13 protein-coding genes are annotated in these 19,829 nt (G+C 69.5%); 6 read left to right on the top strand and 7 right to left on the bottom strand.

What is annotated here, in order from left to right; genetic code table 11:
* The first annotated feature begins 49 nt into the window (after window positions 1-49).
* Window positions 50-484 carry a PaaI family thioesterase gene (locus tag BM345_RS08895; RefSeq protein ID WP_093378045.1) on the top strand — a complete coding sequence of 145 codons (435 nt, stop codon included), beginning with the start codon at window positions 50-52 and terminating at the stop codon, window positions 482-484.
* 178 nt (window positions 485-662) lie between these two features.
* On the opposite strand, the gene mdeB is transcribed toward BM345_RS08895, so the two are convergent.
* Window positions 663-3,278 (bottom strand): alpha-ketoglutarate dehydrogenase, encoded by a 2,616-nt coding sequence (gene mdeB / locus BM345_RS08890; RefSeq protein WP_093378043.1) that lies wholly within the window; start codon window positions 3,276-3,278, stop codon window positions 663-665.
* A 112-nt stretch (window positions 3,279-3,390) separates the two neighbouring features.
* On the opposite strand from mdeB, the gene BM345_RS08885 reads away from it, so the two are divergent.
* Window positions 3,391-3,867 (top strand): Lrp/AsnC family transcriptional regulator, encoded by a 477-nt coding sequence (locus BM345_RS08885; RefSeq protein ID WP_093378040.1) that lies wholly within the window; start codon window positions 3,391-3,393, stop codon window positions 3,865-3,867.
* A gap of 7 nt (window positions 3,868-3,874) precedes the next feature.
* On the opposite strand, the gene BM345_RS08880 is transcribed toward BM345_RS08885, so the two are convergent.
* Together BM345_RS08880 and BM345_RS08875 are read right to left on the bottom strand one after the other, a co-directional pair.
* Window positions 3,875-5,905, bottom strand: coding sequence for a PhoX family protein (locus BM345_RS08880; RefSeq protein ID WP_093378038.1), 2,031 nt, complete (start codon window positions 5,903-5,905; stop codon window positions 3,875-3,877).
* Window positions 5,906-6,072: 167 nt separating this feature from the next.
* Entirely contained in the window at window positions 6,073-7,230 is a 1,158-nt protein-coding gene (locus BM345_RS08875) for a murein transglycosylase A (protein ID WP_093378035.1), read from the bottom strand.
* Here BM345_RS08875 and BM345_RS30080 point away from each other — a divergent pair, their 5' ends adjacent.
* Entirely contained in the window at window positions 7,231-7,386 is a 156-nt protein-coding gene (locus BM345_RS30080) for a hypothetical protein (RefSeq protein ID WP_175544949.1), read from the top strand. It abuts the gene before it with no gap.
* Window positions 7,387-7,463: 77 nt separating this feature from the next.
* Window positions 7,464-8,120 (top strand): YiaD family glycine zipper/OmpA-like lipoprotein, encoded by a 657-nt coding sequence (locus tag BM345_RS08870; protein WP_093378033.1) that lies wholly within the window; start codon window positions 7,464-7,466, stop codon window positions 8,118-8,120.
* Window positions 8,121-8,163: 43 nt separating this feature from the next.
* Here the strand turns inward: BM345_RS08870 and BM345_RS08865 are convergent, their stop codons facing one another.
* The 4 genes from BM345_RS08865 to BM345_RS08850 all read right to left on the bottom strand — a co-directional run bounded on the left by BM345_RS08865 (window position 8,164) and on the right by BM345_RS08850 (window position 15,910).
* Window positions 8,164-8,808, bottom strand: a complete 645-nt coding sequence (locus tag BM345_RS08865; protein WP_093378031.1) for a response regulator transcription factor — start codon at window positions 8,806-8,808, stop codon at window positions 8,164-8,166.
* A gap of 17 nt (window positions 8,809-8,825) precedes the next feature.
* Window positions 8,826-10,892: a two-component system sensor histidine kinase NtrB gene (locus tag BM345_RS08860; RefSeq protein ID WP_254789665.1), complete on the bottom strand. Its 2,067-nt coding sequence runs from the start codon at window positions 10,890-10,892 to the stop codon at window positions 8,826-8,828.
* A gap of 81 nt (window positions 10,893-10,973) precedes the next feature.
* On the bottom strand, window positions 10,974-11,789 hold the full coding sequence (locus tag BM345_RS08855) for a carbon-nitrogen hydrolase family protein (RefSeq protein ID WP_093378027.1): 816 nt from the start codon (window positions 11,787-11,789) through the stop codon (window positions 10,974-10,976).
* On the bottom strand, window positions 11,786-15,910 hold the full coding sequence (locus tag BM345_RS08850; RefSeq protein WP_093378025.1) for a YhdP family protein: 4,125 nt from the start codon (window positions 15,908-15,910) through the stop codon (window positions 11,786-11,788). Before BM345_RS08850 ends, BM345_RS08855 begins: the two co-directional genes overlap by 4 nt.
* Window positions 15,911-15,935: 25 nt before the next feature.
* Here BM345_RS08850 and glnE point away from each other — a divergent pair, with 25 nt between their 5' ends.
* Both glnE and BM345_RS08840 read left to right on the top strand, forming a co-directional pair.
* The gene (gene glnE / locus BM345_RS08845) at window positions 15,936-18,719 is read left to right on the top strand and encodes a bifunctional [glutamate--ammonia ligase]-adenylyl-L-tyrosine phosphorylase/[glutamate--ammonia-ligase] adenylyltransferase (RefSeq protein ID WP_093378023.1); all 2,784 of its coding nucleotides are present in this window, start codon (window positions 15,936-15,938) and stop codon (window positions 18,717-18,719) included.
* Window positions 18,712-19,824 (top strand): septal ring lytic transglycosylase RlpA family protein, encoded by a 1,113-nt coding sequence (locus tag BM345_RS08840; protein ID WP_093378021.1) that lies wholly within the window; start codon window positions 18,712-18,714, stop codon window positions 19,822-19,824. Before glnE ends, BM345_RS08840 begins: the two co-directional genes overlap by 8 nt.
* Window positions 19,825-19,829 lie beyond the last annotated feature (5 nt).

Raw genomic sequence — 19,829 nt, 5'->3', positions numbered from 1 at the left:
AGTGAGACGCTGGCGACGGTCATTCCCTTTCATACGCCGAGGAGCTTGCATGACGACGACCCCGATGCCCGAGCAGGTTCGCAGTGCCGTGCTGTCGATGCCGATGGCCAAGACCCTTCAGTTGTCCTTCCGCCGCATCGAGCCGGGCGAGACGGAGATCGAGATGCCGGTGCTCGACGCCTTCTGCTTCCGCCCCGGCCAGCTTCAGGCGACGGCCGTGTTCGCGGTCGCCGACTTTGCTGCGGTGTCCGCGGCCGGCACGCTGCTGCCGCCCGGGTGGATCAACGCGACCATCGACGGCACGCTGAAGCTGCTGGCACCTGCGCGCGGCAAGCACCTGCTGGCGCGCGGGCGGGTGGTGGATGCGAGCCGCCTGCTGACGGTCTGCGCGGCGGAGGTGTTCGCGGTGGATGACGAGGGCAAGGAGCAGCTGTGCGCGACCTTGCTGGGGACGGCGCGCAACATCGACGCCGCCAAGCATTAATTCCGCTGATTCCGGGCGGGTCAAAAGCCTGTGTGCCGCTGTGTGCGCAGCACGCCACTCGGGCGGCCGGCGCATCGCGCCGACTGCCCTGCCCTGCGCTGCTCGCGAGACCGGCCCGGATGAGCCCCCCGGCCCTGTCCGCCTGCCGCGCCCCGTGCGCTCCAAACCAGAACAGAGGTCAGCGACCCAAAGCGCGCCGAGCAGCCACGGCAATGCTCGAAGCGTCCACCCCGAAAAAGCGCCGCAACGCAGCCCGCGTATCGCTGCGCCCGAACCCGTCGGTCCCGAGCGTCACATAGCGCCGATCCGACGGCAGGTAGGCGCGGATGCTCTCCGGCACGGCCCGGACATAGTCGGTCGCCGCGATCACGGGCCCCTGCCCGCCGTACAACTTCTGCGCCACGAAAGGCTGCGCGTCATCCGCATCGCGCGCTTGTCCATCACGCGCCAGCTCGCTCCAACTCGTGACGCTGAACACCTCCGACGCAATGCCTTCGTCGGCCAGGACCTGCGCCGCCTTCAGCACCTCGGTGAAGATCGCGCCGGAACCCATCAGCGTGACCTTCTGCTTCGCATCCGCGGGGCCGTAGCTGCCGAAGCGGTAGCAGCCGCGCAGCACGTCCGCGTGTGCATCCACCGGCAAGTCGGGCTGCGCGTAGTTCTCGTTCATCAGCGTGATGTAGTAGAAAACATCGCGTTGCTCCACCAGCATCTCGCGCATGCCCGCGTCCACGATCACCGCCATCTCGCCCGCAAAGGCCGGGTCGTAGGCCTTGCAGTTGGGAATGGTCGCGGCCACCAGGTGGCTGCTGCCGTCCTGGTGCTGCAGGCCCTCGCCGCCCAGTGTGGTGCGGCCCGAGGTCGCGCCCAGCAGGAAGCCACGGGAGCGCTGGTCCGCGGCGGCCCAGATCGCATCGCCCACGCGCTGGAAGCCGAACATCGAGTAGTAGATGTAGAAGGGCAGCATCGCCAGCCCGTGCACGCTATAGCTGGTGGCCGCGGCCGTCCAGCTGGCGATGGCGCCGGCCTCGCTGATGCCCTCTTCCAGGATCTGCCCATCGGTGGCCTCGCGGTAGCTCAGCACCGAGCCGATGTCCTCGGGCGCATAGCGCTGGCCCACGCTGGAATAGATGCCCACCTGCTTGAACAGGTTGGCCATGCCGAAGGTGCGCGCCTCGTCGGCCACGATGGGCACGATGCGCGGGCCCAGCTGCGAATCCTTCATCAGGTTGCCCAGCATGCGCACGAAGGCCATGGTGGTGCTCATCTCCTTGCCGGCCGCGCCGGTCGCGAACTGCGCGTAGTTGGCCAGGTCGGGCACCGGCACCGTGTCGCACGCCGTCTCGCGTCGCGGCATGGCGCCGCCGAGCGCGGTGCGGCGGTCCTTGAGGTAGCGCATCTCGGCGCTGTCCCCGGCCGGCTTGTAGAAGGCCAGCGTGGTCGCCTGCTCGTCGCTCAACGGCAGGTTGAAGCGGTTGCGGAAGGCCAACAGCTCGCTCTCGTCCAGCTTCTTCTGCGAGTGCGTGGTCATCTTGCCCTGGCCGGCCGTGCCCATGCCGTAGCCCTTCTTGGTGTGGGCCAGGATCACCGTGGGCTGGCCGCGGTGCGCGGCCGCGGCGGCATAGGCGGCATGGATCTTCACGATGTCGTGGCCGCCGCGCTTGAGGCGGTCGATCTGCTCGTCGGTCATGCCCTGCGCCAGGCGCGCGAGCGAATCGTTCTGGCCGAAGAAATGCTCGCGGTTGAAGCGGCCGTCCTTGGCAGCGAAGGTCTGCATCTGGCCATCCACCGTCTCGGCGAAGGCGCGGGTGAGTGCACCCGTCAGGTCGCGGGCAAAGAGGCCGTCCCAGTCGCTGCCCCACACCAACTTGATGACGTTCCAGCCGGCGCCGGCGAAGAGCTTCTCCAACTCGTCGATGATGCGGCCGTTGCCGCGCACCGGGCCGTCCAGGCGCTGCAGGTTGCAGTTGACCACCCACACCAGGTTGTCCAGCTTCTCGCGTGCGGCAAGCGTGAGGGCGCTCATCGACTCGGGCTCGTCCATCTCGCCGTCGCCGAACACGCCCCACACCTTGCGGCCTTCGCAGTTCAGCAGCTTGCGGTGCGTGAGGTAGCGCATGAAGCGCGCGTGGTAGATCGAGCTGATGGGGCCGATGCCCATGGAGCCGGTGGGGAACTGCCAGAAATCCGGCATCAGCCAGGGGTGCGGGTAGCTGCACAGGCCGCGTGCGCCATCTTCCACTTCGATCTCCTGACGGTAGTGCGTCAGGTCCTGCTCGGACAGGCGCCCTTCCAGATACGCGCGCGCATAGACGCCCGGCGCACTGTGCGGCTGGAAGAACACCAGGTCGCCGCGATGCTGCGGGTCTCGCGCATGGAAGAAATGGTTGAAGCCCACCTCGAACAGGTCCGCCGCGCTGGCATAGCTGGCGATGTGGCCGCCCAGCTCGCCGTAGGCCTGGTTGGCGCGCACCACCATCGCCAGCGCGTTCCAGCGCATCAGCGAGCCGAGGCGCTCTTCCATCGCCAGGTCGCCCGGGAAGGCAGGCTGTGACTCCACTGGAATGGTGTTGAAGTAGGGCGTGTTGAGATCGGGCTGCCAGCCGATCTGCTGCTTGCGCGCCAGGCGCGCCAGCTCGTCGAGCATGAAGCGGGCGCGCTCCGGGCCCTGCGAGCCCGCCAGCGCCAGGAAGGCCTCGCGCCATTCGGCGCTTTCCTCGGGATCGGGATCGTGGTCGGCGGTGGACATGGCCAGGAGTGCGCGCAGGTGCTCGGGGTGCAGAGGGGCGTTCATGTTGCCGCACTTTAGGCGGCAAGGCCCGGAATGAGGTGCCGATTCATCGTGATGTTGACAGACAGCGCAGCATAATCTGCCGCACCAACACCACGCCACGGAATCTTCTGGCATGAAACTCGACGCCATCGACCTGCGCATCCTGGACGAGCTGCAACGCGACGGCGCGCTCTCCAATGTGGAGCTGGCGCGCCGGGTGCAGCTCTCGCCCTCGCCCTGCCTGGCGCGGGTGAAGGCCCTGGAATCGGCTGGCGTGATCGACCGCTACGTGGCCATCGCGAGCGCGCAGGCGCTGGGCCTGGGGTTGAACGTGTTCATCTCGATCAGCCTGACTTCGCAGAACAAGGCCAGCCTGGCCGCCTTCGAGCAGCGCATCGCCGAGCACGACGAGGTGATGGAGTGCTACCTGATGACCGGCGACAGCGACTACCTGATCCGGGTCGCCGTGGCCGACATCGCCGCCCTGGAGAAGTTCATCCTGGAGCAGCTGACGCCCATCGCGGGCATCGAGAAGATCCGCTCGAGCTTTGCACTCAAGCAGGTGCGCTACAAGACCGCGCTGCCGCTGCCTGCGGCCGCGCGGTCCTGACGACGACTTACTTGGCCAGCTTGGGCTGCACCGGGTCGGCCGTGAGGTAGCCGACGGCCGCGGCGTAGCGGTCCTTGTAGTTGGCGCGCACCAGCGGGTCCAGCGTGGTCTGCACTTTCGAGTGGATGCTGCCCCAGTCACCGGCGTGCTGGAAGTTGCTCATGATGTAGGTCCAGCCATTGATCTCGTCCACGGCGTGCAGGCCGGTGGACTCGCCGCCGGCGGGGATCGACATCACGCGCGACAGCTTCCTGGTGTCCACGTTGTAGGCCCACAGGAAGTTGTTGACGTGGCTGCTGCTGTCCTCGCCGATGAAGAGGGTGCGCATCTTTTCCGAGAACTTGACGTTGTCGGGGTTGCCCACCTTCTCGGGGTTGGAGGTGTTGCCCAGCGCGTCGGCCGTGATGTCCTCGCCCACCAGCAGGGCCTTGGTCTGCATCGGCACCCACTCGCTGTTGATGGCGGTGCCGTCGCTGTCCTTCTGGCCGCCGCCCAGGTTGTGCTGCATCACGCCGCCGGCGGTGAGCTTCTTGGCCAGCGCGATGTTCGTGCCGGCCGTCCAGCCCTTGCCGCCGCTGACCATCGAGTCCTGGATGTTCTGCAGCGCGGAGTAGCCGATCTTGTCCTTGATGTTGACCGTCGTGCCTTCCATCTTGGTGAAGGCCATGCTGGCACCCTTGAGGTTGGCGTAGCGGTGGGTCTCCAGGAAGGCAGCGGCCTTTTCCATGCCCGTCTTCACGCGCACCCAGTTGGCCTTGCCGTCGCAGTACATCAGCGTGTAGGTGCCGTCGATCGTGCCGTTCGGCGTCAGCGGCGTGGCGTCGTTGGAACCGTTCTGGACGGCATACACCACGTCGACGATGTCCGTCGACTTGAGCGTGTTGGCCAGCGCCTCGATCTCTGCGCTGGTGGCGTGGCCCAGGTTGATCCAGCTCATCCTGGTGGCGGCGCCCGCCGGGTCGATGTTGTAGCCCGCGTCGTACTTGGCCACGTACAGCGTGCCGGCCGACAGGTCCTTCTCCTTGTCGGCCACGAACATGAAGAAGCCGCCGTTGGTGTAGTCGTCACCCATGATGGCGGTGCGCATGTCGGGCATGACCTGGATCAGCTCGTGCGAGATGCGGCCCAGGCAGTAGTGCTTCTTCACGCTGCCGGTGCCGTCGGGGTTCACCGTCACTTCAGGCAGGTGGCCGTAGTGGTAGGGGTTGGCCTTGGCCGGGTCGCCGAACACGTTCTGGCTGTAGGCCTTGAACATGGTGTTGGTGGCGATGCTGGCGGCGTCGGGCTCGTACTCTTCGCTCGACAGGTGGGTGCCCCAGGGCGAGAGGCTTGCGCCGCAGGTGATCCACAGGCCGTGCGCGCTGGACATGTCGACGTTGTGGTACTTCACCAGGCTGAGCTTGCCGGTGGTCTGGTCCTGGTCGAGCGTGAGCACCGCGATGGGCGAGGGCAGCGTGCCGTAAGTGCTGGCACCGGCCAGGTTGCGGGTGGTGTATTCGAACTGCACCACGGCAAACACGGGCTTGCCCTTGACGCCGTCGACCTTGGCGCCCGGCACGGTCAGCAGCGAAGTGCCGTCCGGGCTGTCCGAGAAGAACTGGCGCTCGCTGCCGGGCACGGAGGCGTCGACGATCGGCTTGTTCTGGATGTCGACGTAGCCACCGGCCAGCACCTTGCCGCCCTTGCCGTCCGGCACCATGTCGCCGGTCAGGAAGAAGGGCTGGTAGGCCAGCTTGTATTCGGTGGAGCTGCCGTTGTCGAAGGCCACCTTCATCGTCGAGCCGACGCTGGTGGTGGCCATGGCGGCGGCGTCCGCCAGCGTGGGGGCGGCCATGGCGGTGAACTCGGTCGACACGTAGTTGGCGGCCGGTGCGGGCGCGGGGGCCGGAGCCGGCGCCGGGGCGGCGACGGAGTTGTCGCTGCCGCCGCCGCAGGCGGTCAGGAAAGCCATGCCGCCCAGGGGCAGCATGGGCGCTGCGCCGAGCATGCGCAAGGCGTGGCGACGGGAGGCGTTGGGCGCCTTGTTCGAATCGGTCATCGGGTTTTCCAGGATCGTGGGGTTGGAATGCACGAAACCTGCAACCGGTTCCGCTTCAGGTGCGAGACCTTAGGGACCTGGGATGACGAATCCGTGCAGCGCCGATGACAATGCCGTGACACGCGCGCCGCCAGACGCGCACGCCGTGAAGGATCAGGAAGAAGGGCTCAGGGCGCGGCCAGTTGCCGCGGCCAGAGCGCCCACAGGCGCAGCGACTGGTCCATGCGCGACGCCAGCCGGCCGGCGTCGGGCCCGGTGCCGGCGAAGTAGTCGGCCCGCACCGCGCCGACGATGGCGCTGCCGGTGTCCTGCGCCACCACCAGCTTCTGCAATTGCGCGACCGGACCGGTGGAGGCCAGCCACACCGGCGTGCCGTAGGGAATGCTCTCGCGATCGACCGCGATGGAGCGGCCGGCGGTGAGCGGCACGCCCTGCGCGCCGCGCGGGCCGAAGGCGGCATCCACCTCGTTCATCGTCTCCTCGCGGAAGAAGACGTAGCGCGGGTTGCTCCACAGCAGTTGCGGCAGTCGCTGCGGGTTCTGCGCCACCCAGTCCTTGGTGGCGTCCGGCCAGGGGTTGATGCGCGTCACGCCCTGGCTCAGCAGCCACTGGTTGACGCTGCGGTAGGGCTGCTCGTTGGAGCCGGCGAAGGCCAGGCGCACCACCCGGCGGCTGCCGTCGGGCTCGGTGATGCGCAGGCGGCCCGAGCCCTGGATCTGCAGCATCAGCACGTCGATGGGGTCGCTCATCCACGCGATCTCGCGGCCACGCAGCGCGGCCTGCGCCTCGGGCAGCGTATCGATCTCCTGGCGCGTGTACCAGGCGCGGCGCGGTGCCAGGCCGGCCGGTGGCTGGTAGACGGCGATGGTGTTGGTGGCGGTGGGGCGGCGCGTGGCGTCGTAGATCGGCTCGAAGTAGCTGGTGAGCTTGCCTTCGCTCTGGCCGGCGAGCGATTCCACGCGGTAGGGTTGCAGGCGCTGCATCATCCAGCCGCGCTGGCCGTCGGCATCGGCCAGGGCCAGCTGGCGCACCTCGCCGCACAGCGGGGCGAAGGCCGCGTTGGGGCGCGCGCAGTTGGCCACCAGCGCGATCCAGGCTTCATGCAGTGCGTCGTCGCCGAAGCCGGGCAGTTCGGTCCAGTTGACGGGCACCCAGCGGCTCTTGGGATGGTTGAGCGAGCCGGTCAGCGGCGGCAGCGTCTCGGGGCGTGTCTGCGGCGGCGATGCCGGTGGCGCTGCATCGGGCGGTGGCAGCGAGCGGCTGGCACAGCCGGCCAGCGTTGCTACGATCACGGCCCCGCACAGCGCAAGGAATCCTCTTTTCATATGGCTCTGATTTTGCTCGAAGCGCTAGGCGCTCTCGTGGTGCTCGTGCTCATCGTGTGGTGGACCATGTTCTCGGGCCGCAAGGGCGGCGAGCCCGAGGCCGACGTGCAGGACAAGACTGACAGCACGTCGGATGAAACGAAGAGAAACAGCTAGCTCCGCTGACAGGGCACCCCTGTTTCGCTCAACATAATCGGCGCAACCAAAGTTCTGTCACAAGAGGAAAACACCATATGAAGAAGATCGTTCTGAGCACCTGCGCCGCAGCCTTCCTGATCGGCGGGTGCGCCGACATGAGCCAGACCCAGAAGACCACCGGCATGGGTGCCGGCGCGGGCGCGTTGGCCGGCGCGGCCATCGGCTCGCTGACGGGCGGTGACCGCGGCGCCATCGGCGCGGGTGCGGCCATCGGCGCGCTGGCCGGTGCGGCGGGCGGCTACATGTGGTCGCAGCGCATGGAGAACCAGAAGAAGCAGATGGAGCAGGCCACCCAGGGCACCGGCGTGGCGGTGACGCAGACGGCCAACAACGAGCTGAAGCTGCAGATCCCCAGCGACGTGTCCTTCGACACGGGCAAGGCCGCCATCAAGCCGAACTTCCAGCCCATCCTGGACCAGTTCGCCTCGGGCCTGCGCAACAACCCGAACGCCGAAGTGCGCATCATCGGCCACACCGACAACACCGGCACCGACGCCATCAACAACCCGCTGTCGATCGAGCGCGCCGCCAGCACGCGCGACTACCTGATCGCCCGCGGCGTACGCTCCAACGCCTTCAAGATCGACGGCATGGGCTCGCGCCAGCCGATCGCCGACAACAGCACACCCGCCGGCCGCGGGCAGAACCGCCGCGTGGAAATCTTCGTCGGCGAGCGCCCACCCCAAGGCTGAGGCATTTCGCCAGGCTCTGCCGCTCATCGCGGGCGGCGGCAGGCTAAGCGGACCAGCTACCGCGCAGCAGGTTGGCCAACTCCACGGCCGACTTCACATCCATCTTCTCGAACACGCGCGCACGGTGCACTTCCACCGTGCGCACGCTGATGCACAGCTGATCGGCAATCAGCTTGTTCGGCAGCCCCTCGACCACGCGCTGCATCACCAGACGCTCGCGCTCGGTGAGCTCGGCCACACGCGCCGAGATGGCTGCGCGCTCGCCCTGCAGGGCGATCGCGCGCGAGGAGGCGCTCAATGCGTGCTCGATCCGGTCCACCAGCGCGTTGTCGGAAAAGGGCTTTTCGCAGAAGTCGAAGGCGCCGCGCTTGACCAGGTCCACCGCGGTGGGCACGTCGGCATGGCCGGTGAGAAAGATCACCGGCATGGCGGCCAGCCAGCCACGTTCGGCCAGGCGTTCGTAGAGCACCAGGCCGCTGGTGCCGGGCATGCGCACGTCCAGCAGCAGGCAGCGAGGTTGGCTGGGCGTGGCCGGGGCCGCCTCGCCCGCCAGGCGCGCCTCGAAGTCCTCGGCGCTGCCGAAATGCTCGCTCTGCAGGCGGCGCGAGCGCAGCAGCCAGGCCAGGGCCTCGCGCACGCTGGCGTCGTCGTCCACGATGAAGATCAGGCCGTCGATGAGGGGTTGCATGGTTCGAAGTCAGGCGTTCAGGGGGCCGTTGCGCCTTGCGCGGCCGGCAGGGTGAATCGGAAGAGCGTGCCGCGCGGTCGGTTGGGCTCGTAGGCCAGCACGCCCCCATGCTGCTCCACCACTGTGCGGCACAGGCTCAGGCCCAGCCCCATGCCTTCGCTGCGGGTGGTGAAGAAGGGCGTGAACAGGCGCTCGGCCACCTCGGTGTCGATGCCCAGGCCCACGTCGGCCACCGAGAACTCGACCCAGCGCCGGGCCTCCGCACCGGCGGCCACCTTGCTGGCCGGTGTGCGTGACGCGCGCAGGGTCAGTTCGCGGCGTGTGATCTGCGGCAGATCCATCGACTGCATGGCATTGCGCGCCAGGTTGAGCAGCACCTGCTCGACCAGCGTGCGGTCGCACTGCACGGGCGGCAGGCCGGGCGCCACATGCAGCTCGATGCGCACGCCCAGCTTGCGCGCCTGCAGCTGCACCAGCGGCAGCACCGCATCGAACAATTCCTGCGCATGCACGCTTTCGCGGGTGCGTTCGCGCCGGCGCACGACGTCGTGGACGCTGCGGATCACGCGGCCGGCGCGGCCGGCCTGCTCGGCAATGCGCGCCAGCGCCATGCGCAGGTCGCCAAGGGCCTGGCTTTGCACCGCCACGGACGCTTGCGCGGCATCGTCCTGCTCCAGCAGGTTGAGCGAGCCATTGGCATAGCTGGAAATGGCGGCCAGGGGCTGGGTGAGCTCATGGCTGAGCAGCGAGGCCATCTCGCCCACGGTCGCCAGGCGCGCGCTGGCCTGCAGCCGCTCCTGCGCGGCGCGCGTCTGCTCCTCGATGCGTCGTTGCTCGCTCAGGTCGACGAAGGCGCTCATCCAGCCGGTCTGCACCTTGTCGGCGACGATGAGCGGCGCTTCGAAGATCAGCACCGGGAAACGCGTGCCGTCCTTGCGCATGAAAACCGACTCGAAGCCGTCGCGCGAGGGTATGCCGCCGGCCAGGCGCGCGGCATGGCGCTGCTGGTACTCGGGCGCCAGCTCGGTGGGCCAGTAGGGCGCCTGCGCGGTGTCGCTGTCCATCAGCTCCTCGGCGGAGAAGCCCACCATCTTGCAGAAGGCAGGGTTCACATAGGTGATGCGCCCATCGAGGTCGCGCGCGCGCAGGCCGGTGACCACCGAGTCTTCCATCGCCTTGCGGAAGGCCAGCGAATCGGCCAGGTCGCGCTCGGCCTTGATGCGCCGCTTGGTGTCGCGTGCCAGCAGGATCAGCACCGACACCAGCGCGATCGAGATGAACGTGACCAGGCCGGTGAGCACGTTGGGAAAGAGGTCGGGCTCGGCGCGCCAGCCGTCGATGCGCAGCATCACGGCAAAGCCCGGCAGGTCGATGGGCTGCAGGGAGCTGAACACCCGCGTGCCGCTGCGCCGCTGCGCGCCCACGGCCGCCAGGCGGGTGCCGTCCACCTCCATCAGCGCCACTTCCTGGCCGCGCCGCAGGCTGGGCGTGACCAGCTCGATCAGCGTGTCGCGCAGCGAATAGGCGGCTACCAGGTAGCCGCCCTTGTCCAGTTGCAGGCACATCTCCACCACTTCCATGCCGCCGCCCTCGGCCAGCGGCACGAAGTGGCTGGGCGAGTAGGCGGCGCCACTGAGCTTGCGTGCGCTGGTGCAGGCCAGGGTGACATCGGCCTGGTCCACCGACAGGCGGGAGATCTTCTCGAACATGGGCGCGCGGTAGGGCGTGTCGGCCGAGGCCATCACGCGCATGCTGGGATCGCGCCACTCGATGCGCACCCACTCGCGGTGCGCGCGCAGCAGCTCGCGCGCCCGCTCCTCCCACTGGGCCGGCACCAGCGGCTCGGCCTGCAGGGCGCGCAGGCTCTGCGCATTGCGCTGCAGGCCGTTGCGCAGGTCGGCCACGGCATCGAGGGTGTCGCGGTCCAGCTGCTCCTGCACCTGCTGCACCTCGTGCCGCCCTGCCAGCCAGACCACCGTCCCCACCAGTGCCAGCACCAGCGCCGCCAGGATCACCCACAGGAACCAGCGCTGCCAGGCCGAACGCAGCCGCGAGAGCGGCCGTGCCAGGTGCGCCGGCAGCACGCCCAGCGCATCGAGGTCGTCGTGGTCGGCCGCTTGCAGCGGCGCGATGGGTGAAGGCTGGTGCGTGCTCACGTCGGTCGGCTACAGGACCCGGTGAGACAGTGCTGGCAGCTGCTGGCGGACGCGCTCGATCTGGTTGGCGTCCAGCTCGCACAGCACCACGCCCTCGCCCACATCCTGCTGTGCCAGCACGGCGCCCCAGGGGTCGACGACCATGGAGTGGCCCCAGGTCTGGCGGCCGTTCTCGTGCACGCCGCCCTGCGCCGGCGCCACCACCCACGAGAGGTTCTCGATGGCGCGGGCGCGCAGCAGCGCCTCCCAGTGCGCGGCGCCGGTGGTGCGGGTGAAGGCGCTGGGCACCAGCATCAGCTCGGCGCCGTGGCGCGCCAATGCGCGGTAGAGCTCCGGAAAGCGCAGGTCATAGCAGACGCTCAGCCCCACGGTCCAGGTGTGGCCGTCGCGCGAAGGCAGCTCGAACACAACCGGATGGATGCCGGGCGTGATGACGCGGCGCTCGTCGTAGCGCTCCACGCCGTTGTCGAAGTAGAAGAGATGGATCTTGTCGTAGCGCGCCACGCACTCGCCCTCGGGCGAGAAGGCCAGCGAGCTGTTGAAGACATGGTCTTCCTCCTCGCTCTCCAGCGGCAGGGTGCCGCCCACGATCCACATGCCGAACTCGCGGGCCGCGTCGCCCAGGAAGCCCTGCACCATGCCGCCCTCGGCGCTCTCGCGCAGCGCGAGCTTGTCGGTGTCGCGCTGGCCCATCACGCAGAAGTACTCGGGCAGCACCGCCAGCTCGGCGCCCGCCTCCGCCGCCTGGGCCAGCAGGCGGTGCGCGCGCGCGAGGTTGGCTTCGCGCGCGACGGCCGAGACCATCTGGATGGCTGCGACTTTCATGGCTTGTTCTCCGTCTGCGCCTGCCGGCGCGGCACCTTGGTGATCTTGGGGTCGGCCCAGCTGCCCTCGATCTGGAACTCCTGCGTGGCCGCCGCCGACAGCGGCTTGCTGAGCGCGTACTGGGCCAGGAAGGTGGCCAGGCCGATGGCCGGGTTGATGGCGGTGGCCACCAAGGCGGCGGTGCCGGCGTTGATCTCGGGCACCACCACCACGCGCAGGTTGGTGGTCTCGTGCGCGAGGTCGGCCGAGCCGTCCATGAGCACGGCGGCGTTCACGCCCTTCATCTGCAGGTTGTTGGTGCTGGCCACGCCCTTGGCGATACTGGCATCGCCGCGGATGAAGTCGAAGGCGAAGCCCTGGCTGAAGATGTCGCGGAAATCCAGCGTGAAGCGGCGCGGCAGCGCCTGCAGGCTCAGCACGCCCAGCAGCTTGGCAATGCCCGGCTCGGCCTTGAGGAACTGGCCCTGCGCGACGTCCAGGTGCAGCTTGCCGTCCATGCTGGGGTAGTCGATGGAGAAGGGCGAGCCGCGCCAGGCCACGTCGCCTTCCAGCGAGCCGCGGCCGCGCCGCAGCACCTCCTGCATGCCGAAGCGGTTGAGCAGCGCGCCGGCATCTTCGATGTCCAGCTTGAAGCTCATGCTGGTGCGCCGCCCCGTCTCGCCGCGCAGGGCGGCCCAGCTGCCCTGCGCGGCGAAGGTGGCTTCGGGCGTGACGAGTTTCAGGCGGTTGAGCCGCCATTCGCGCGTGCCGCCGCTGCCACGGTTCACGGCTTCGACCTCGGCGCGGCCCAGGCGCCGCCCGTAGAGCTCGAAGTCTTCCACCACGATGTCCAGCGCCGGCAGCGAGCTGGCCTGCTGGTCCAGCAGCGACTCGACCTCGCTGGCTTCGCTGCGCGCGATCCTCAGGCGCGCCAGGCGTGCCATGACGCGGCCGGCCTGCGCCTGGTTGTATTCGACATAGCCGCTGAGCTCGTCCGAGTCCACGTTGGCGCGCCACAGCGGTCCGTCGCGGCTGCCGCCCAGCACGATGTTGGACAGGCGCCGACCGCCGAAGCGCAGCTCCTGCGCGCGCAGCGCGATCACGTTGGGGAGGTAAGGAGAAGCTTCGGCCTCGGCCGCACCGCCGGTGCCCGGTGCCGCTGCCGACGCCGCGCCGGCGGCATCCTTGAACAGGGCCTGCCAGGCATCGATGTCGAACTTGCCGAAATTCAGATTGGCCAGCACGCCGCTCTCGGGCGCCACCACGCTCTCGCCCGCGGGCAGCCCCACGGCGATGCCGCCGTTGATCACCTTGGGTTCCGCGCCCGAGATGTCGCGCAGCCAGGTCGCCGTGGCGATGCGGCCCATGCCGATGCCGATGCGGTCCTGCATGCGCGGCGCCCCATTGCCCCGGGTGGCCGCGTCGCGCATCACCACCTTCTTCTCCACCGAGAAGGCCAGGCTGTCCTCGGCGGCCTTGGCCAGCGGGGACGGCAGCTGCATGCCCAGGCCCTGCAGGTTGCTTGACAGCGCCATCTCGGCCACGCCGTCGCGCATGCCCCAGTCCAGCTGGTAGGCGGTGCTGCCGCTCATCCTGCGGCCCAGGTCGGCCAGCCAGCCCATCTCCCGCTGGCTGCGCAGGCCCTCTGCCGTGATCACGCCCTGCGCGCGAAAGCTCATGTCGTGGCCCGTGCCCCCGTAGCGGCCCTTGCCCTCCACGCGCGTGTCGCCACCGAGCACGCGGGCGCGCACGTTGGCCAGGCTGAAGCCGTTCTCGGTGAAGCTGAGCTGGCCGCGCGCCTGGCTGAAGGCCGGCGTGTCGGGCGTGATCTGCAGTTCGTTGTCGAGCAGTCCGATGCTGGCCTGCACCTTGGTCTTGTCCATCGCCGACAGCGGCATCTCCAGCTGCAGCTTGTAGTCGGCGCGGCCGCCGGCGCGCACCTGCGACGCGAAATCGCGCGCCGGGCCGGCCAATGGGGTCGCCGCCTTCAGCAGCTCGGGCAGCGGGCCCGCCGCCTGCGCATTGACCTTGAGCACGGGCGCGTGGTGCATGAGGTCGGCGATCTCGGCCTCGCCGCGCGTCATCTCGATGCCGGGCGCGCCGGCCAGGCGGCCGCGCGCATTGCGCACCTTCATGCCGATGCGCTCGAAGATCAGCTCGCCGCTGGTTGCGGTCAGGGCAGGCCAGACGGGCTCGCCGTTGCCGCTTGCACTGCTGCTGCTACTGCTGCTGCTTGCAGCAACGCCGCTACCCGTGCCGCGGCGCTGGTCGGCACGCGGCGGCGGCACGTAGGCGTAGTGCACGTCGGCCAGCTTGGCGGCAATGCGGAACTCGCCCTGCTTCGCCTCGGGAAAGGGCATGTCCCACAGGTCGCCCTTCACCTTGAAGTCCACGGTGCTGGCCACGCCGGCGGTCACCGCGTCGCGCACGTAGTCGCGCGTCTCCTTGGGGATGTGCAGCGGCAGGTAGCGATGCACCTTGGTGCCGTCGGCGCGGGTCAGCTTGCCTTCGAGGTCGAGCACGCCGGGGAAGCGGCTATGGCTCGCGGAGGTGGCCGGGTCGCTGGTCTGCCAGGACAGGCGCGCGTCGCCCTGGGCGTCGGCATTGGCGAAGCGCAGGCCGGCCAGCTGCACCTGGACGCGCGGGCCGTCGATCTTCCAGGTGGCACGGGTGGTGAGTTCGTCGATGGGCACCAGCGGGTCTTCGAACACGCCCGGGAAATCCAGCGTGCCGCGTGCGATCCCGATGCTGGCCGAGCCGCCCGCCTGCGTGGCGTCGAAGTCGATGGTGGCGCCCGAGAGGCCCGGTGCGCCCGCGTGGTCGGCCTGGGCCGCTGGCTCCGAGGCCACGGCGAACTTGCTCAGACGGCCGCGTGCCTGGTAGCGGCGCGGAGACTCCAGGGGCCCGTCCCATTCGGCATCCAGCCGGTCCACCAGGCCCTGCGGCGCGCGCCGCGCCAGCGCCTGGTGAAGCTTCTCGCCCAGGGGCAGGCGGTCTGCGATCTGCGCCAGCATGGCCAGGTCCAGGCGGTCGGCCTTGATGGCGCCACGGCCCGCGTCGCGGCCGGTGGGAGGCGTGTGCGACAGCCACAGGTTGCCGCCCGGCCAGATCACGCCGTCGCGCGTCTCGAAGGCGAGCTTGGTGGTGGACAGCTCCACCGTGCGGTCGTCCGGGCTCTGGCGCAGCGCGATGCGGCCGGTGAGCGATCGCAGTACCAGGGGCTGCAGCGCGGGCTGCAGCGTCACGTCCACGCTGTCCAGCCCCATGTCCAGCGTGCCGCCCACGAGCTGCCCGTTCCTCACGTCGCCCCAGACACGCAGCGCGCCATTGCCTTCGCGCACGCTGAAGTCCAGCGACACGTAGCGGCCGATGCGGCTGACGTCGATGCGCGGCAGGTCCGCATAGACCTGCCCGTCCCATTCATGCCAGTTGCCGCTGCGGGTAGACAGCAGCGGCTGGCGGAACTGGCCGCGCAGCGAGAAGCGGTCGCCCCAGCCCTCGGGCGGCGTCGCGTCCAGCCCCAGCGCATGGCGGCGGGCGCTGTTGCGGGCGAAGAAGTTGACGTCGGTCAGCACCAGCGGCGGCGCGCCGCGGCGCTCGTCGGTCCAGCGTACCGTGCCACCCTCGATCGCGACCTCGCGCTGCGAGAAGACCCAGTCGGCCGATCGAGATTCGCCGCTGGTCTCGGACGTGCCCATCGACAGGCCGGCCACGTGGAACTTGCCCAGCGCATCCAGGCGCACATCGACCTCGGGCCGCTCGACATACAGCCGCTCGAAGCTCAGGCGGAACAGCGAGCGCGGCGAGACGGTGGCGACCACGCGCGCGAGCTTGAGTCCCTCGCGCTTCTGCGCGTCGAGCAGCGCCACATCGCGCAGCTCGAAGGTGGGAAACAAAAGACCGTGAAAACCCTCAGCCTGCGCATGGATTGAACCAATGCGAACCTCTACCCCGATGGACCGTGAGGCCTGGGCTTCCAGCACCCCACGGTATTCGCCGATTCGCGGCACAATCCAAGCGTGTAGGACCAGGACCACAAGTGCGAACAACAGCCATGCTGCCACCAGCAGACCCAGCGCCCAGCGCGCTGTCACAGCGGTGATCTTGAGCAGATGCGAAGGGGGAGACGCCGTGACATTCATTGAGGACCGCGCTGTGCCTGGAATTATGACCGGCGGCGCACCCGCGGGTTCCGCCGAATCCGCATCCCGCAAGGCGCCGCCGCCACTGTCCTCCTATTCCCGATTCGTCCAGCGGCTGCGCCGGCGCTACGCCGGCGAGCTGCCCCTGCTGCCGGCCGGCGCGCCCGAACGTCCCCAGATCGAGCAGGCCTACGCGGCACTGCGCGAGCGCGGCTACGCGGTGGGCGATGCGCTGCGCATTGCACGGCAGCTGGTCATGGAGCGGCTGGTCACGCTGGACTGCGACGGGCAGGCCGCGCTGTCGGTGGTGACCTGCGCCGTCACGCACCTGGCCGAGTTCGCGCTCGACGTCGCCTGCCGCCAGGCCGAGGAAGAACTCGAGGCGGTGCACGGCGCACCCGTGGGCGCCGACGGGCAGCGGGCGCGCCTGTGGATCATCGGCATGGGCAAGCTGGGCGCGCGCGAGCTCAACGTGTCCAGCGACATCGACCTCATCTACGTGTTCGACCAGGGCGGCGAAACGTCGGGCAACGCGCACGGCATGAACCGCGTGAGCAACCAGGAGTTCTTCGCCGCGGTGGTCAAGCGCATCTATGCGCTGGTGGGCGACACGACCGAGCACGGCTTCGTGTTCCGCGTCGACCTCGCATTGCGGCCCAATGGCAACTCGGGCCCGCCGGTGGTGTCGCTCGACGCGCTCGAAGAGTACCTGCAGGTGCAAGGCCGCGAGTGGGAGCGCTTCGCCTGGCTCAAGAGCCGCATCGTGGCGCCGCAGGCCCACATCAAGGACGCGTCGGCCCAGGGCCTGCGCTCGGTGGTGCTGCCCTTCGTTTTCAGGCGCTACCTCGACTACAGCGTGTTCGATTCGCTGCGCACGCTGCACCGGCAGATCCGCGACCAGGCCGCGCGCCGCAGCGCCGGCCGGCCCGAGCGGGCCAACGACGTGAAGCTCTCGCGCGGCGGCATCCGCGAGATCGAGTTCATCGTGCAGCTGCTGCAGGTGGTGCGCGGCGGCCAGTTCCCCGAGCTGCGCACCCGCCCCACGCTCGACGCGCTGCAGCGACTCACAGCCGCCGGCCTCATGCCTCAGGCAACCGCCGACGCGCTGGCCGCGGCCTACGTGTTCCTGCGCCGCGTGGAACACCGCATCCAGTACCTGGACGACCAGCAGACGCACGTGCTGCCAGTCAGCGACGAAGACCAGCACTGGATCTCCGCCACCCTGGGCTACATGGACTGCTGCGACTTCCTCAGCCAGCTGGACACGCACCGCGAGTTCGTGGCGCAGGAGTTCGACAAGCTGCTGGGCGGCAACGAGAAGAGCAACGGCAAGTGCAGCGGCAAGCGCTGCAGCAGCGGCAGGCAGAGCGCGCCCGCGCCCGAAGACCTGGCGGAGCTGCTCGACGAGCTGCCGCCGGCCTTCGCCGAGCGCGTCAAGCCCTGGTGCACCCACCCGCGCGTGCTGGCCATGCGCGAGGAAGGGCAGGCACGGCTGCGCCAACTGGTGCGCCGCACCGGCCAGTGGCTGGCCGAGCCCGACGGCGACGCCGAGGGCCAGACGCCCAACCACGTGGACGCTGCGCTGCGCTGGGCCGACTGGCTCGAGCCGCTGTTCCGGCGCGAGAGCTACCTGGCCTTGCTGGTGGAGCGGCCCGCGGTGCAGGAGCGGCTGCTGCGCATCCTGGGCGCGGCCAAGTGGCCGGCGCGCTATCTCATCAAGCACCCCGGCGTGATCGACGAGCTGGCCAGCGACGAGATGCTGACCAGCCGCTTCAACGCCGCCGAGTTCGAGGCCGAGCTGGAGCAGCGCCGCAGCGCCCTGCACAGCACCAACGAGGCCGACGAGGAAGAGCAGATGAACATGCTGCGCCGCGCCCACCATGCCGAGGTGTTCCGCACGCTGGCGCGCGACGTCGAAGGCCGCATCACGGTGGAGGAGGTGGCCGACGACCTCAGCGCCCTGGCCGATGCGGTGCTGCGCGTCACGGCACGCTGGTGCTGGGAGCATCTGAAGAGCCGCCACCGCGAATCGCCGCAGTTCGCCATCATCGGCTACGGCAAGCTGGGCGGGAAGGAGCTGGGCTACGGCAGCGACCTGGACATCGTCTTCGTCTACGACGACGAGGACGAGCGCGCCCCCGAGGTCTACCCGGCCTTCGTGCGCAAGCTCATCAACTGGCTCACGGTGAAGCTGCGCGAGGGCGATCTCTTCGAGATCGACACCGCGCTGCGGCCCAACGGCAACTCCGGCCTGCTGACCACCAGCTTCGAGGCCTACGAGAAGTACCAGCTGGGCCGCGGCAGCAACACCGCGTGGACCTGGGAGCACCAGGCCATGACACGCGCCCGCTTCGTGCTGGGCGATCCGCAGCTAGGCGAGCGCTTCGACAAGGTGCGCGAGGCCGTCATCACCGCGCCGCGCGACGTCGATTCGCTCAAGGCCGAGATCGTGGCGATGCGCCAGAAGGTGCGCGATGCGCGGCCGGTGAAAGCCGATCGCTTCGACGTCAAGCACAGCCCCGGCGGGATGGTGGACGCGGAGTTCGCGGTGCAGTTCCTGGTGCTGTCGCAGTCCGCGAGCCATCCATCGCTCGTTCCCAACGTGGGCAACATCGCGCTGCTGCAGCGTGCCGAGCAGGCGGGCCTGCTGCCCGCCGGCGTGGGCCGGCAGGCGGGCGCGGCCTACCGCGAGCTGCGCCGCATGCAGCACCGCCTGCGGCTCAACGAGGAATCGACGCAGCTGCCGCTGGCCGCAGCGGCGAGCGAGCGGGCGGCCATGCTGGCCCTGTGGAAGGCCGTGTTTGGCTGAAGGGCGCGCACTCGGTGCGGCCGCGGGATTCGCGCTCGCGCTGGGTGTGCTTCTCGCCGGCTGCGCCAGCGGCCCGCGCGGCGGACGCGACGGCGGGCCTTCGCAGCCGCCGGCCGATCTTTCCCAATTGCAGGACGCCACGCCGCGGGTCGAGCCGGTGCGCAGCGGCGGCGGCACCGCCAAGCCCTACACGGTGCTCGGCCGCAGCTACGTGCCCATCACCGACGACCGACCGTTTCGCGAAGCGGGACTGGCCTCCTGGTACGGCACCAAGTTCCACGCCCAGTCCACCGCCAGCGGCGAGCCCTACGACATGTATGCGATGACGGCGGCGCACAAGACGCTGCCGCTGCCCAGCTACGTGCGCGTGCGCAACCCGGCCAACGGGCGCGAGGCCATCGTGCGGGTGAATGACCGCGGCCCCTTCCACGACGGCCGCATCATCGACCTGAGCTACGCCGCCGCCTACAAGCTTGATTTGCTGCGCGGCGTGGCGCCGGTGGAAATCGAGCGGCTCACCAACGACGACATCCGCGCCGGCAACTGGCAGCGCAACGGATCGCAGGACAGCGTGTTCGCCGTCGCGCCGCGGCCCCTGCCCGCGCAGCCGGCCCCTGTGGCAAGTGCCGGTTCCGCCGCCGCGTACGACGGGGCCGTTTCCGCGTCGACCGGGGCGCCGATGCCTTCGAGTGCAGGCGCCGCGAGCGCCAACGCGGTCGCCGTGCCTGGCGCAATGGTGGTGCCTGCGGTGTCGACGGCGCCCGTGGTGGCCGCAGCGCAGCCAGAGGCCACGGCCCTGCCAGCGCTCGCACCGCTCCCACCCGTCGCCGCGTCCTCGGCGCAAGCCGGCGCGGCCGGCGACTTGCCGAGCACCGGCTTCTGGGTGCAGCTGGGTGCCTTCAGCCAGCCGTCCGGTGCCAGCGGCCTGCGCGAGCAGGCCTCGCGCGGCCTGCCCTCGCTCGGCCCGCAGCTCAAGGTGTTCAACGAGCGCGGCCTCTACCGCGTGCAGGCCGGGCCCTTCGCGTCGCGCGAGGCAGCCCAGGGCACGGCCGACCAGCTGCGTGCCAGCCTGCAGCTTTCGCCGATGGTGCTCGAGCGCCGCTGAAAGCG

Source organism: Variovorax sp. OV329, assembly GCF_900114785.1.
In the GTDB taxonomy this organism is placed as follows: domain Bacteria; phylum Pseudomonadota; class Gammaproteobacteria; order Burkholderiales; family Burkholderiaceae_C; genus Variovorax.
This window is presented reverse-complemented; position numbering and strand designations above follow the sequence as displayed.